At 65.3% G+C, this 14,302-nt stretch carries 11 protein-coding genes; 6 read left to right on the plus strand and 5 right to left on the minus strand.

What is annotated here, in order from left to right; all coding sequences use genetic code 11:
* Positions 1-8 precede the first annotated feature (8 nt).
* On the minus strand, positions 9-2,855 hold the full coding sequence (locus NM962_21920; protein UVO14895.1) for an MMPL family transporter: 2,847 nt from the start codon (positions 2,853-2,855) through the stop codon (positions 9-11).
* Between the two features lie 68 nt (positions 2,856-2,923).
* The gene (locus NM962_21925) at positions 2,924-3,367 is read right to left on the minus strand and encodes an MmpS family protein (GenBank protein UVO12466.1); all 444 of its coding nucleotides are present in this window, start codon (positions 3,365-3,367) and stop codon (positions 2,924-2,926) included.
* A gap of 222 nt (positions 3,368-3,589) precedes the next feature.
* On the opposite strand from NM962_21925, the gene NM962_21930 reads away from it, so the two are divergent.
* Positions 3,590-4,177, plus strand: a complete 588-nt coding sequence (locus NM962_21930; GenBank protein UVO12467.1) for a PepSY domain-containing protein — start codon at positions 3,590-3,592, stop codon at positions 4,175-4,177.
* Positions 4,178-4,421: 244 nt separating this feature from the next.
* Here the strand turns inward: NM962_21930 and NM962_21935 are convergent, their stop codons facing one another.
* The gene (locus NM962_21935; protein UVO12468.1) at positions 4,422-5,303 is read right to left on the minus strand and encodes an NAD(P)-dependent oxidoreductase; all 882 of its coding nucleotides are present in this window, start codon (positions 5,301-5,303) and stop codon (positions 4,422-4,424) included.
* A gap of 60 nt (positions 5,304-5,363) precedes the next feature.
* On the opposite strand from NM962_21935, the gene NM962_21940 reads away from it, so the two are divergent.
* On the plus strand, positions 5,364-6,224 hold the full coding sequence (locus tag NM962_21940) for an SDR family oxidoreductase (GenBank protein ID UVO12469.1): 861 nt from the start codon (positions 5,364-5,366) through the stop codon (positions 6,222-6,224).
* A gap of 3 nt (positions 6,225-6,227) precedes the next feature.
* Here NM962_21940 and NM962_21945 read toward each other — a convergent pair whose 3' ends face one another.
* On the minus strand, positions 6,228-8,465 hold the full coding sequence (locus tag NM962_21945) for a molybdopterin-dependent oxidoreductase (GenBank protein UVO12470.1): 2,238 nt from the start codon (positions 8,463-8,465) through the stop codon (positions 6,228-6,230).
* A 173-nt stretch (positions 8,466-8,638) separates the two neighbouring features.
* Between NM962_21945 and NM962_21950 the strand changes: the two genes are divergently transcribed.
* The 3 genes from NM962_21950 to NM962_21960 all read left to right on the plus strand — a co-directional run bounded on the left by NM962_21950 (position 8,639) and on the right by NM962_21960 (position 11,622).
* A complete protein-coding gene (locus tag NM962_21950; GenBank protein UVO12471.1) occupies positions 8,639-9,736 on the plus strand; it encodes a histidine phosphatase family protein in 1,098 nt (365 codons plus the stop codon).
* A 40-nt stretch (positions 9,737-9,776) separates the two neighbouring features.
* Entirely contained in the window at positions 9,777-10,706 is a 930-nt protein-coding gene (locus NM962_21955; protein ID UVO12472.1) for an alpha/beta hydrolase, read from the plus strand.
* 331 nt (positions 10,707-11,037) lie between these two features.
* Positions 11,038-11,622: a fumarylacetoacetate hydrolase family protein gene (locus tag NM962_21960; protein ID UVO12473.1), complete on the plus strand. Its 585-nt coding sequence runs from the start codon at positions 11,038-11,040 to the stop codon at positions 11,620-11,622.
* A gap of 125 nt (positions 11,623-11,747) precedes the next feature.
* Here the strand turns inward: NM962_21960 and NM962_21965 are convergent, their stop codons facing one another.
* Positions 11,748-13,346, minus strand: coding sequence for an NAD(P)/FAD-dependent oxidoreductase (locus NM962_21965; GenBank protein UVO12474.1), 1,599 nt, complete (start codon positions 13,344-13,346; stop codon positions 11,748-11,750).
* Between the two features lie 132 nt (positions 13,347-13,478).
* On the opposite strand from NM962_21965, the gene NM962_21970 reads away from it, so the two are divergent.
* A complete protein-coding gene (locus tag NM962_21970; protein UVO12475.1) occupies positions 13,479-14,255 on the plus strand; it encodes a glucose 1-dehydrogenase in 777 nt (258 codons plus the stop codon).
* The last annotated feature ends 47 nt before the right edge of the window (positions 14,256-14,302 follow it).

Genomic DNA, 14,302 nt, shown 5'->3' on the forward strand with positions numbered 1-14,302 from the left:
GGCGTTGCCTACTGCGTGGGCGTGGCGAATCTGTCGGTGTCGGTGGACTCTTCACGCGGGGTGTGTGCTGCGATCCCGCGAATGTTCTTGTTGGGACCCCACGGTCGGACCACCTGCGGCCACCAGAACCACTTGCCCAGCAACGTCGCGATCGACGGCATGAAGAACGCGCGGACCACGAAGGTGTCCAGCAGCAGCCCGATCGCCACGGTGGTGCCATACATACCGATGGCCTTGAGATCGCTGAAGAACATGATGCCCATGGTGGCCGCGAACACCATGCCGGCCGAGGTCACCACGCCGCCGCTGCCTGCCATCGCTCGGATATAGCCGGTCTTGAGCCCGGCGTGTATCTCCTCCTCGAAGCGGGAGACCAGCAGCAGGTTGTAGTCCGAGCCGACGGCCAGCAACACGATCACCGCCAGCACCAGCGTCACCCAATAGATGTGCTGGCCGAAAATGTGCTGCCAGATCAACACCGAGATACCGAAAGACGCGGCGATAGAACTGGATGCGGTGCCGAGGATGACCGCTGCGGCCACCAGGCTTCGGGTGATCATCATCATGATCAAGAAGATCAACGTCAGCGACGCGACGATCGCGATCATCAGGTCGTACTTGGCGCCGTTCTGCATGTCTTCGTAGAGGGCGGCCATGCCGCCGATGTAGACCTTGGCGTCCGCCAATGACGACTGCTTCAGGGCCTCCTGCGCAGCGATCCGCTCCGGCTCAACCCGTTTGATGCCCTCCGCGGTCGCCGGATAGGTCTGGTGGGTGACGAAGAATCGCGCCGATTTTCCGTCCGGTGACATGAACAGCCGAAGACCGGTTTGGAAGTCCTTGTTGTCGAACGCTTCTGCCGGCAGATAGAAGAAGTCGTCGTTCTTGGAGTCGTCGAAGCTTTGACCCATCATGATTTGGGTGTTGCTCAGGTCCTCCATCTGATCGATGAACGCCGAGAACGTCGAGTGCACTGTGAGTACCAGGCCGCGCATGATTCGCATGGTGTCGACCACGGCCGGCAGTAGTTCGACCGCTTGCGGCAGCAGGCGCGCTGTCTTGGTGATGTCGTCGGACAGGTAATGCAGTTGCTCGGCGAGTTGGTCGATGCCGTCGGTGGCGTCGAAGGTGTTGCGCAGCGCGTTGCACATCGGGATGTCGAAGCAGTGCGGCTCCCAGTAGAAGTAGCTGCGCAGCGGACGGAACTGATCGTCGAACTCGGCGATGTGGTCGCGGATCCGGTCGGAGACGTCCACGGTGTTCCGGGTGACCTCGGCCGTGTCGTCGAACGTCCGGTCGACCTCCTGGAGATAGCCGTACATCTGGATCAGCAACTCGATGTCCTTGTCGAGTTGCTGCGAGATGGTGTCGATGTCCTTGATCCGGTCCTTGAGCGTCTTCATGTTCTGGATCATCAGCTGGTTGGAGACGCTGAGTTGAAAGGGGATCGAGCTGTGCTGCAGCGGAATTCCCAAGGGGCGGGTGATGTCTTGGATCATCCCGATCCCGACCACCCGCATGATGTTCTTGGCGACTCGGTCCAGCACCAGCATGTCGGCGGGATTGCGCATGTCGTGGTCGGATTCGACCATGGTGATGTCCGGCGCCATCCGGGCAGCCGAGAAATGTTTCTCCGCTGCGGCATAAGCCACGTTGACCGGGGTGTCGGCGGGCAGGTATTTGCGGTCGTCGTAACCCGGTTTGAAACCTGGCAGGGCCACCAGACCGATCATGATGATGGCCAGGCTGGCCACGGCGATCGGCCCGGGCCAGCGCACCACCGAGACGCCGGCCCGGCGCCAGAACCCGCCCGGCTTGGCCTTTTTGGGTTCGAGCAGACCCAGGCTGGTCACCACCACCAACATGGCCGGTCCCAGGGTGAGCGCGGCGCCGACCACCACGAGCATGCCCACGGAGACCGGAATGCCCATGGTGTGGAAGTAGGGCAGCCGGGTGAAGTACAGCATCGCCGACGCCCCGGCGATGGTCAGACCCGAACCCAGCACCACCGGGGTGACACTGCGAACGGTGGTGTAGTACGCGTCGACCCGGTCCTCGCCGACCAGCCGGGCTTCCCGGTACCGGCCGATGAGAAAGATGCCGTAGTCCGTGCCCGCGGCGATCGCGAGCATCACCATGATGTTGACCGCGAACGTGGTCAGGCCCATGACGTCGTTGTAGCCGAGGACCGCGACGACACCGCGGGCGCAGATCAGCTCAAGCAGGGTCAGAAACAGCTGGGTCAACATCGCCGACACCGACCTGAAGACGATCAGCAGCATGATCGCGATAGCGGCGATGGTGAACAGCGTGATCTTGACCAGGCTGGAGTCGCCGATCTCGCGTAGATCAGCGGTCAGCGCAGCCGGTCCGGCGACATAGGCCTTGACCCCGGGCGGCGCGGGCGTGTCATCAATGGCCTGGCGGACTGCGACAACCGAGTCATTGGCCTCGGTCATGCCCTGGTTGCCTACCAGGTTGAGCATGATGTAGGCCGCTTTGGCGTCGGAGCTCTGCACGCCTGCCGCGGTCAGCCGGTCACGCCAGAAGTCCTGGGCGTGCTCGACATGGTGTTTGTCGGCGACCAGCTTCGCGACAATCTCGTCGTAGTAATGATGGGCGGCATCGCCGAGTTCGTCGTCGCCGACCACCACCATCATCACGGTGCTGTTGGACTTGTACTCCTGAAAGTTCTCGCCGACCAGCTTGCTGGCAATCATCGACGGCGCATCGACGGGCGCCAGCGGCGCGGAGTGCTCCTCAGAGATGACTTCCAACTGGGGAACAAGGACATTCACTAGCACCGTGAGCACGATCCAGGCGATGATGATCGGCACCGCGAAAATGCGCAGCATGTGCGCGAAGAAAGGCCGCTTGACGTGCGGATCCTGGTGGCTGTCCAGCTGCTCTTTGATCCGTTTGATCATCCGGACTTCACCAGGCAGAAGGTCTGGGCGTTCAGGCCGGCGGCGCGGCGTTCGTCGAGCAGCCGGTCGTCGATCTTGATTCGGCAGCCGATCTCACCGGTGTTGCCCTGAACGATCATGTTGGCCATGACGGCGGGCAACACCGTGACCACCGTGTAGGTCCACGGCAGCGGCACGCCCGTGAGCTGATGGACGTTGGCCTCGGCGTCCCAGTAGTTGATGTCAGCGGTGGTGCCGGGTGGCCCGAAGGCCTCGTAGGCGACGTATTTCGGGTTGAACTGGACGATTTCGATGCCGGCGCCGGCGTGGGGATTGAGGTCTTCGGAGGCGAACACTTTGTGCAGCCGGCTGACGACCACACTCGAGACCGCGATGACCACGATGAAGACCAGCGGAATCCAATGGCGTCTGAGCATGCCGGTGACCGAGATTTTCCCCATCTCACCGCCTTCCGCCTGCTGATAGTGCGGTTGAACGTCGGCGCTGGACGGCCTGCTCTCCGGCTTCGCCGGAAGCATCGATGGTTCCGCGAATCGCGCCCTTCGGCAGCATAACCTTCGACTGGCTAAGGAATGCAAGATCTGCTGTCTCGGCGCCGGGGGGACTGGCTGTCTCGACTCGAGTTCAGCGCCAACGCCGCGACTTCAGTAGCATGGCCGCTGATGCACGCTCTGGGAAAAGTCGTCCGATTCGGTGCGGTGGTCATCGTGGCAGCGCTGGCGCTGGCCGGGTGCAGCGGTAAGGGCACGTCGGGCGCGTCCTCGCAGGAGTCGTCGGCCCCTGGGGCGTCGTGGACTCGCCCCGACGCGCCGCCCGATCCGCTCACTCTGCTTCGCGCCGGTGACCTCGCGATCGCGCAGGTGCCGGACAGCGTGTTGATCTTCATCGAGAGTCAGACCAGCGACGCCGGTACCTGGAAAGCCAGGGTGGTCACTCGCGACGGCACCGAACACCAGGTCAAGATCGACTCTGACGGGGTGTCCGTGCTGGTCGGCCCCGTCGTGACCGACGACAGCGACGCCGACAAGGCCAAGCGGCGCGCCAATGTGGACGGCACCCATCTGGACTACCGCAGCGCCGTGGAACGGGTACTGCGGGCAGTGCCCAACAGTTCGATCACCGAGCTGAGCCTGCTCGACATGAACGGCACGGTCGTCTGGGAAGCCGACGTGTGGGACGACAAACTGGCCGAGCGCGACGTCACGGTCGACGCGGCAACGGGGGCGGTCACCGCGAACCGGCAGGCCTGATTCGGCGGTCCAGCTTCACCTCTCCTGCGTCGAGGCTCGCTGATATAGATCAAGTTGGTCCTTCTCAAATGCCTCCGGAGGTGTCAGGAAGGGATCTGTAACTGATTCCTTGTTGGGCCCGTGTGTTGGACCTCGAACAAACCACCATCACCGAGATCATCAGGCACACCCCATCATCGCCCGCACCCAGCAATCAGACGTTCACCCCGGCTGGCGTGTTACCGACCCAGGCTCCTAGCCGTCGCTAACCGCCGAGCCCCGCGTCGCGCCCGGCCAGGGTGGTGATCGCCGACCAGTCCAGCTGTCCGCCGCCGTTGGCCAGCAGGGCCAGGAAGCGGTCGCGCAGCAGGCTGCCCAGCGGCAGCGGCACCGTCAGCTCCTCGGCGGCCTGCAACGCCAACCGGACGTCCTTGAGCCCGAGGGTGGCGGCGAAACCGGCCGGCTCGAAGCTCTTGCGGGCGATCAGGTCGCCGTAGGTCGCATACGCCGGAGCGTTGAACAGCGTCGAGGTGAGGATGTCGACGTAGGTCACCGGGTCCACCCCGGCCTTCTCCACCAGCGCGATGGTCTCACCGAGCGACTCGATGACGGTGGCGAGCATAAAGTTGCCGGACAGCTTCACCAGGTTGGCGGTGTACGGCTGCTCGGACACCACAAAGGTGCGCTGACCGATCGCGTCGAAAAGCGGCGCCACCAGGTTCAGTGCCGCCGGCGCGCCGGCCGCGATCACGAAAAGCTTTGCCGCAGCGGCGGCGTCAGGCCGGCCGAAGACGGGTGCGGCGATATAGGACTGCCCCGCGTCGGCGTGCGCGGCGGTGAGCCGCCGGGCCAGCGCCATGCTGATGGTGCTCGAGGAGATGTGTGTGCCGCCGGGCGGCAAGGACGCCACAATCCCGTCCGGTCCGAGCGCGACGTTCTCGACGGCCTCGTCGTCGGCCAGCATGGTCTGCACCACGTCGCCGCGGCAGGTGTCGGCCACCGTGCGCGCCGACGTGGCGCCCTGCTGTGCCAGGGTGGCCACTTTGGCCGATGACCGGTTGTAGGCGGTGACGGCGTGACCTGCCTTGAGCAGGTTGGCGGCCATGCCGCTGCCCATGTTTCCGAGTCCGATGAATCCGACGTGCATGATGTCTACCTTGCCCTGTATGTCTGTATGACGGAATGCAACGGTTGAGGAGGACGTCTGGTGGGTGTGTACGCGGTGACCGGGTCGGCATCCGGCATGGGACGCCAGGCGGCGGACAAGCTGCGGGCGGTCGGTCACACAGTGATCGGGGTCGACCTGCGCGACGCCGAAGTCGTTGCGGACCTGTCCAGCCCGACCGGGCGATCGGCCGCCGCCGATCAAGTGCTGGCCCAGTGTGGCGGCCGCCTCGACGGCGCGGTCATGGCGGCCGGGCTGGGCCCGAAGCCGGGCCCGGGCATGGCCCGCACCATCTTCGAGGTGAACTTCCGCGGGGTGGTGGATCTGCTCGACGCGTGGCGGCCGGCGCTGGCCGCCGCTGAGCTCGCCAAAGTTGTGGTGATCGGCAGCAATTCGTCGACCACCATTCCGGCCGTTCCCCGTCGGGCGGTGCGTGCCCTGCTCGCCGGCAAGACGGCCCGGGCGGTGCGAACGGTGAAGCTGCTGGGCCCCGCGGCGCCGTCGATGGCCTACGGCGCATCGAAGATCGCGGTGACCCGCTGGGCACGCCGGCACGCGGTCACGCCGGCGTGGGCCGGCGCCGGGATCCGGCTCAACGTGCTGGCGCCCGGGGCGATCCAGACCCCGCTGCTCGACGAGTTGTTGGCGATACCCCAGCAGGCCAAGGCTGTTCAGTCGTTCCCGGTGCCGGTCGGCGGGTACGGCGATCCGGCACAGCTGGCCGACTGGATGCTGTTCATGCTTTCGGACGCCGCAGAATTCCTGTGTGGCAGTGTCATTTTCGTCGACGGCGGCACCGACGCCTACTTCCGCAGCGATGACTGGCCACGCAGTCTTGGTATCTCGGGGGTGCCGCGCTACCTGCTGCGGATGAGGTCGTTTCGAGCGACGTCGAAACCCTAGGCGTCAGGCCTGCTCGACGGTCACCGCGATACCGTTCACCGCGCCGTTGCCCGACGGCTCGTCGATGAATGTGGGCGGCGCCAGGATGTTGTTGTTCACGCCCGGCGCGCCGTTGGCCACCGTCAGGCGGGTGCCGGCCTTGCCGTGACCCCAGCCGTGCGGCATCGACACCACGCCGGGTTTGATCGCGTCGGTGACCTCGACGGGAACTTCGACGCGCCCCGTCGCCGAAGCCACTACGGCGCTGTCCCCGGTCGTCAGGTTGCGCGCTGCCGCATCGTCAGGGTGGATCAGCAAGGTGCAGCGGTCCTTGCCCTTCATCAACGGCGTGAAGTTGTGCATCCAGGAATTGTTGGAGCGTAGGTGACGTCGACTGACCAAGACCAACTCATCGGCCCGACGATCCAGCCGCGCGGCCAGCCGGGGCAGGTCGTCGAGCAGATACTGCGGCGCAAGCCGCACCTTCTTGTCCGGCGTGCTCAGGATGCCGGGTACCTGCGGCACCATCGGGCCGAAGTCGATGCCGTTCGGGTGAGCTTTGACCATGTCGAGTGTCAGCCCGTCCGGGTTCTCGCCGTATCGATCGCCGAATGGCCCGGTGCGCAGTGTCAGGTCCAAGATCCGTTCCGGTCCGCCGTGGTCATAGCGGGCGCGGATCTCGGGTCCGGTCAAGCCCTGTAGATAACACATGACGTCGAAGAAGCCATCGTCGAGCGCGGTGACATCGACATCTTCGGCAGGGGTCCCAGTGCACAGACCGGTCAACCGGATCAGGATCTCCCACTCGTCGGGACGGTCGGGGTCATCGGGGAAGAACACCGCCGGCGAGTAGTTGCTGACGCTGCTGATGGCGAACTGCAGCAACAGGTCATCATGGTGCGGCTGCTCCAGCGGTGAGAGTCCGGGCAGGAACACGTCGGCGTGCCGGGTCGTCTCGTTGAGCCAGCAGTCCACCGCGATCATGGCGTCCAGCGTCGGCAGCGCCTCATCGAGCTCGTGGCCGGCCGGGCTGGACAACACCGGGTTGCCCGCGACGGTGATCAGCGCCTTGACTTGGCCTTCACCCGGGGTGGTGATCTCCTCGGCCAGGCACGACACCGGGGTCTGGCCGAGCACCTCTTTGGCGCCGCGAACGCGGCTGCGCCACCGGCCGAATTCCGGTCGACCACCCTCTAAACCGGGCAGTTGTTGGGTGGTCAGTGACCACGCCGTCGCCCGCGGGAACATCGCGCCCCCCGGGCAGTCGAAATGGCCGGTGAGGATGTTGACCACATCGACCAGCCAGCTCGCCAGACTGCCGAATTCCTGGGTGCACAAGCCGATTCGGCCATACACCACACCCTTGTCGGTGTTGGCCAGTTGCCGCGCCAACTCCCGGATCCGGTCGGCACTGATCCCCGTTGCCGGGGCCACTCGCTGCGGCGACCAGTCCGCGGTGATCGCCCGCATGGCCTCGACGCCGTCGACATACTCGCCAGCAACGCCCAGCCGAATCAGATCCTCGTCGAACAAGGTGTGGATCACGGCAAGCAGCAGCGCGGCGTCGGTGCCGGGGTTGATCGGCAGCCATTCGTCGGCTTTGGCGGCGGTGGCGGTGCGAACCGGGTCGATGACGATCACGGTTCCGCGACGGCGGATGTCCGCGATGATCGCGTTGATATTCGGTGCGGCCAGCAGCGAACCCTGCGACACCGCCGGATTGGCGCCCATGATCACCAGCAGGTCGGTGTGTGCGATGTCGGGTACCGGAATGGCCCACCAACCCCCGTACATCAGGTGCGAGGTCAGGTTTTTGGGCCACTGGTCCACCGTGCCCGATGAGTAGCTGGTCGGGATGCCGGACATTCCCAGCAGCATCCCGATATAGCGGCCCAGGGAGAACGTGTGCGCTGTCGGATTGCCGATGTAGGAGCTCACGGCGGCGATGCCGTGATCGGCGATGATCGGTTGCAGCAGTTCGGTGCAGCGGCGGAAGGCGGCCTCCCAGCTGACCTGGCGCCACTCGCCGTCCACCTTGATCATCGGCACTCGGATGCGGTCGGGGTCCTCGTGGACCGCGCCGAGTGAGGCGCCTTTCGGGCAGAGGTGACCACGGCTCCAGACGTCGTCGCGGTTGCCGCCGATTCGGGCGACTCGGCCGCCATCGACGTGAATCTCTAAGCCGCACATGGCTTCGCAGAGTGGGCAGGTGAGCAGGTGGCGACCGTCTTTGCCGGTGTCGGCCAATGGCCCGAGCGTCATGTCGGCGATGCTAGAAGTTTCGCGGTCGCATTGGCCGGGACCGTCCCGCTCAGTGGGCCAAAGCTTTTATCCCATTCACTGAGACAACTGGTTCTTTCCTCACGTTTTCATCAGCTAGCGTCCGGCGCTGTGAGTCCGATCACAGCGCTGAAACCATAGAAACGGAGACTGCCATGCCGCACTTTGTCGCCCGCTCTTTGATCATCGCCGGTGCCGCCCTCGCCGGCGCCGGCATGGTCACCGTCACCCCGGTAGCGGCGCCGCCGGCCGTGGCCTCGGCCGCGGATGTCCGGCTTGCCGCTGGTGAGGCTCAAGACATCCTGCTGGAGTTCGTGCGGCACGGGACTTCGACGGACAACGTGAATCTCATCAACGGCACCCTCGCGCCCGGAGCGCACCTGACCGGTGATCCCTACCCGGCCGCCTACAACGGCCAGCTCCAGGCGGAACAGGTGGGGCAGAGCCTCTATGACCAGTACGGTGCGACGGGCGTGGACGGGATCTTTGCCTCCGGGCTGATCCGGACCCAGGAAACCGCCGCGCCGTTCGCGGACTTGATGGGCATGAACGTCACCAACCTGTCCGGCCTCAACGAGATCAGCGCCGGCATATGGGAAGGCATCCACGCGTCGACCGGGGATGAGTTCAAGAACATGGCCTTCATGTACCTGGCTGCGCCGATCGCATGGACCTACGGGCTCTACTGGGTGCCGCTGCTGGGTTCCTCGGATTACAACGGAATGGCGTTCGAAGACCGCTTCGGCGGGGCCGTCCAACAGATCTACGCCACCAGCATCAACGCCGACGACCCCACCTATCAGGATGTTGCCTTCTCGCACGGCGCGGCGATCATGGCGTGGGTGCAGATGAACGTCGACAACCCCGACCCGTCGCTGATCTGGACCCACCCGCTGACAAACACCAGCCAGGTGGTGCTGGAGGGCAACCCCACCGACGGTTGGACGCTGGTCAGCTGGGACGGGATCGACGTCGCGCCGGCGGATACCGCGACGCAACTGTTCGTCGCGTTCCGGGATCTGATGACGGTGCCGCAGATGGCGATGTTCCACATCCAGCAGGCGCTGCTGAGCATGGATTCCACCCAGATCACCGATGCCTTTTCGACCGGCTTCACCGATGTCTGGAATGAGATGGTGCAGTTCCCGCAGACGGTGTGGAACATCGTGATGGATTCGTTCGATTCCAGTCCGGCCGCGGCCGTCTCCACCGACATCGCCGGATCGATGGCCGACCTCGCCGCGGTGATTTGATCGCTGTGCGCCTCACGGGCGGCCCAGCGACGGGCCGCCCGTGAGCCTCGATCCTCAGATCGCCGAGTTGTTGCCGGTGCTCAACGCGGGATTTCCCCGCGTCGAGACGATGACCGGTCCGCAGGCGCGAGCGGCAATTCGTGCCCGCCTGCAGGTGCCCGCCGAGCCGGAGCCGGTGGGCGGCGTGGCAGAGCGCACCGTCGCCGGCCCCGCGGGCCCAATCCCGGTCAGGATCTACCGGCCCGCAACCGCGCCCGATGCCGGCTTGCCGGTGGTGGTGTTCGCGCACGGCGGCGGATTCGTGTTCTGCGGCCTGGATTCTCACGACGGACTCTGCCGGGCCATGGCGAACGGGCTGGGCGCGGTGGTGGTGTCAGTCGACTATCGGCTGGCGCCGGAGGCGCGCTGGCCGGCGGCTGCCGACGACGTCTACGCGGCGACCGCATGGGCGGCGCGGAACGCCGAGCGGTGGGGTGCGGATCCGGGCCGGCTGGTGGTCGCCGGGGACAGTGCCGGCGGGAATCTCGCCGCGGTCACCGCGATGATGGCCCGCGACCGTTGCGGACCGGAGATCGCTTGTCAGGTACTGATCTACCCGGTGATCGCCGCCGACTTCACGACCGTCTCTTACCAGAAGTTCGGGGAAGGCTTCTACAACACCGCTGCCGCCATGGCTTGGTACTGGGACCAGTATCTGCCCGGCGTTACCGACCGCACCCACCGCTACGCCTCGCCGATCCAAGACGTACGCGCCGGGCTGCCCTCAGCCGTGGTGATCACCGCGGGCTGTGACCCGCTCTGTTCTGAAGGGCAGGCCTATGCGGCGGCCCTGGCAGCCTCGGGCGTTGCGACCACCCACCGCGACTATCCGGGTGCCATCCACGGGTTCTTGACCATGCCGATGTTGCAGCTGGCTCAGCGCGCCCGACAGGCGTTATGGGCCGACATGGCGGAGTTCCTGAGGGGCTGAGGTTCGGCCCAGCCCGGGTACCGCTCAGCGGGACTTCCGCTTGAACCACTCCACTGCGCTTCGCACACTTGACCCACTGACCGTTCAGGGGAGAACCATAGTGTCGCCAATGATCAGCATCGCCGAGGCGTCTGGACGCGCGGCCGCGGCAACCTCATTGTGGCGTGCAGAACGGCTGGGCCGTCCTATCGAGTCCCTGTGCGATATGTCCCCAGGACTGAATATCGATGACGCATATGCGATTCAGCGGCGCAACATTGCGCGCAGAGTCGACGCCGGATCGGCGATCTGCGGGCACAAAGTCGGACTGTCCTCCCCGATAATGCAGCAGATGATCGGGGTGTACGAGCCGTGTTACGGCCACCTGCTCACCGACATGATGGCCGACGACGGCGATACGGTGAAGTTGTCCGGACGGTACCAGCCCCGGATCGAAGTCGAGGTGGCATTTGTGCTCGGGGACAGCCTGCCTGGGCGGCGTTGCACTGAACGCGATGTGCTGGCCGCCACCGACTACGTCACCGCAGCCATCGAGGTGATCGACAGCCGCATTCAGGACTGGCGTATCGGCATTGTCGACGCGATCGCGGACAATGCCTGCGCCGCGCGATTCGTGCTGGGCTGGCAGGGCTGTCCGCCGGGGGCCGTGGACCTGACCGACATCGACGCCGTGCTCTACTCCGGTCACGCTGGACGCGAGGTTGTCGTCACCCGGGGAAACGCCGGTATGGTGCAGGGCAATCCGGCCGCGGCCGTGGCTTGGCTGGCCCGCACGGTCGCACGATCCGGGGTGCGTCTGGAAGCTGGTCACACCATTCTGTCCGGAGCGTGCACCCCTGCCTTCGATGTCGGTGTGGGCGATCGATTCCGGGCTGAACTGGCCGGTATCGGAAGCGTTTCCGTCGAATTCTGGTGAACCGCTGGGCCTAATGCGGCGGTCCCAGTTTCGCTTCTCCTTCGTCGAGGCTCGCTGAACCGCCGGGCTCAATGCGGCGGTCCCAGCTTCGCTTCTCCTTCGTCGAGGCTCGCTGAACCGCCGGCTCAGGATTCGATAACGTCGAATCCCTTGTAGCCGGCCTCTGCGACCGCGGCGATGATCTGCCCGTACACGCCGAAGCCACCGATGAAGGGCATGAAGACCCGCGGCCGGCCCGGGATGTTGGCGCCCAGATACCACGAGTTCGCTTGCGTCATAAGGGTGCCTGCCGCGCGTTGCGCGCATTCGGCACCCCATTCGGCGGCTGCGTCCCGGCGTGCCTCCAGCGCGATCGCATCGTGGGCGCCCAGATAGCCGATCGCGTCGGCGATCCAGTCGACATGCAACTCCGAATGCAACACCATGTTGGCCAACACCGAGGGGCTGCCGGGTCCGGTGAGGTTGAATAGATTCGGGAAGCCCGGAATCCCCAGTCCCAGGTAGGTGTTCGGGCCATTGGCCCATGCGTCGTTGAGGGTCTGACCGTCGCGGCCCACGACCCGCAACTTTTCGACCGATCCGGTCATCGCGTCGAACCCGGTCGCGAACACCAGAGCATCCAGCTCGTAGTGCGCATCGGACGTGTGCACACCCGCGGCATCGATCCGTTCGATTGGCGTGGCACGCAGATTCACCAGGGACACGTTGTCCCGGTTGAAGGTCTGAAAGTAGTTTGAGTCGGTGCAGATTCGCTTGGTGCCGATCGGGTGGTCCTTGGGGATCAGCAGTTCCGCCGTCGCCGGATCGTCGATGACCGCGCGCACCTTCTCCTCCCAGAACATCCGTGCGGTGTCGTTGGCCTCGATGGTGGTGGTTTGGTCGGGGAAAGTCTTGGCGAACAGCACGCCACCGAGCTGCCAGCGCTTCTCGTAGGCGTCACGCAGTTCTTCGGCGGATGCTTGTACCGCCAGCTTCGGGTGGGGTCGGTGCGGTGAACCGCCACCGCTGTCCATCGAAAGCTGCCGGCGTTCGGCATAGCCGGCCTTCTGGGCCTGCCTAGTGGCGTCATCGAGCGGGATATTGCCGGCCGGCACGCTGTAGTTTGCGGTGCGCTGGAACACGTTCAAATGTGCGGCCTGCTCGGCGATAGGCGGAATCACTTGAATACCGGACGAACCGGTACCAATCACGCCTACCCGCTTGCCGGTGAAGTTGACGCCTTCGTGCGGCCAGCGCCCGGTGTGGTAAATCTGCCCGCCAAAGGTCTCGAGCCCGGCGATCGCCGGAATGTTCGCATTCGACAGCGGGCCCACCGCAAGCACACAGAACTTGGCTGACACGACGTCGCCGCCGTCGGTGCGGACCTCCCAGCGCTGCGCCGTCTCATCGAGGATCATCTCGGTGACCCGGGTGCCGAACCGGATGTGCCGTCGCAAGTCGAAACGGTCCGCGACGTGGTTCAGGTAGGCCAGGATCTCCGGCTGGGTGGCGTACTTTTCGGTCCAGTCCCATTCCTGTTGCAGGTCATCGTCGAACGAGTACGAGTAGTCGACGCTTTCCACATCGCAGCGAGCCCCGGGGTAGCGGTTCCAGTACCAGACGCCCCCCACGCCATCGGCGGCCTCGAACGCCTGTACCGACAGACCGTCGCGGCGGAATCGGTGTATCGCGTAGAGCCCGCCGAAGCCGGCGCCGATCACTACGACATCAACGGAGCTGGTCATGGGAGGAAGCTACCGATGCCGGAGGGCCCTGGAACAGGGCTTGTCCCGCTGGGTGGGAATTGAGCCGGGCGTGATTTCCCGGTGTGGTTGTGTGCACTAGGTGAGGCTGGTGAGGAAAAGGAGATTGTTGCCATGAAACCGGATTCGGACCGACTCTGCGCCGTGGTTGCCCTGGTCACCGGCGGTGCTCGAGGGCTTGGCGCGGCATTCGCCCGCCGCATCGTCGAACTGGGCGGCAAGGTGGTTATCGCCGACTTGCTCGACGACGAGGGCGCCGAGCAGGCCAAGGAGCTTGGGCAGAATGCGCGCTACACGCACCTGGACGTCACTGACACCGCGCAGTGGGACGAAGCGGTGTCCTACGCGAACGCCGAATTCGGATCCCTCAACGGCCTCGTCAACAACGCTGGCATTGCGACCGGACAGTTCATCGAGCACGAACCCGTCGACCACTTCCGTACGGTGCTGGAGGTCAACCTGGTGGGCGTGTTCAACGGAATTCAGGCCGTGATCGGCTCCATGCGGGACGCCGGCGGCGGTTCGATCGTGAACATCTCCTCGGCGGCCGGTCTGATGGGGCTCCCGCTCACCGCGGGTTACGGCGCCTCCAAGTGGGGCGTGCGAGGACTGACGAAGATCGCGGCGACCGAACTGGGCGCCGACCGGATCAGGGTCAACTCGGTGCACCCGGGCATGACCTACACTCCGATGACCGCCGAAGTCGGTATTCAACTCGGCGAGGGCAACTACCCCAACACCCCGATGGGGCGGGTCGGTGTCCCCGACGAGATCGCCGGGGCGGTCACGTATCTGCTGTCGGATGACGCCGCCTACGTGACCGGCGCCGAGATCGCCGTGGATGGCGGCTGGACTGCGGGTCCCACCGTGAAATACGCGATGGGCCAATAGGGCCGCTGGTTTCAGCCCCTCGGCCGCCAGCTGCATGGGAGTGTGGA

The sequence above is a fragment of the Mycobacterium sp. SVM_VP21 genome (assembly GCA_024758765.1).
GTDB classification, from domain to species: domain Bacteria; phylum Actinomycetota; class Actinomycetes; order Mycobacteriales; family Mycobacteriaceae; genus Mycobacterium; species Mycobacterium heraklionense_C.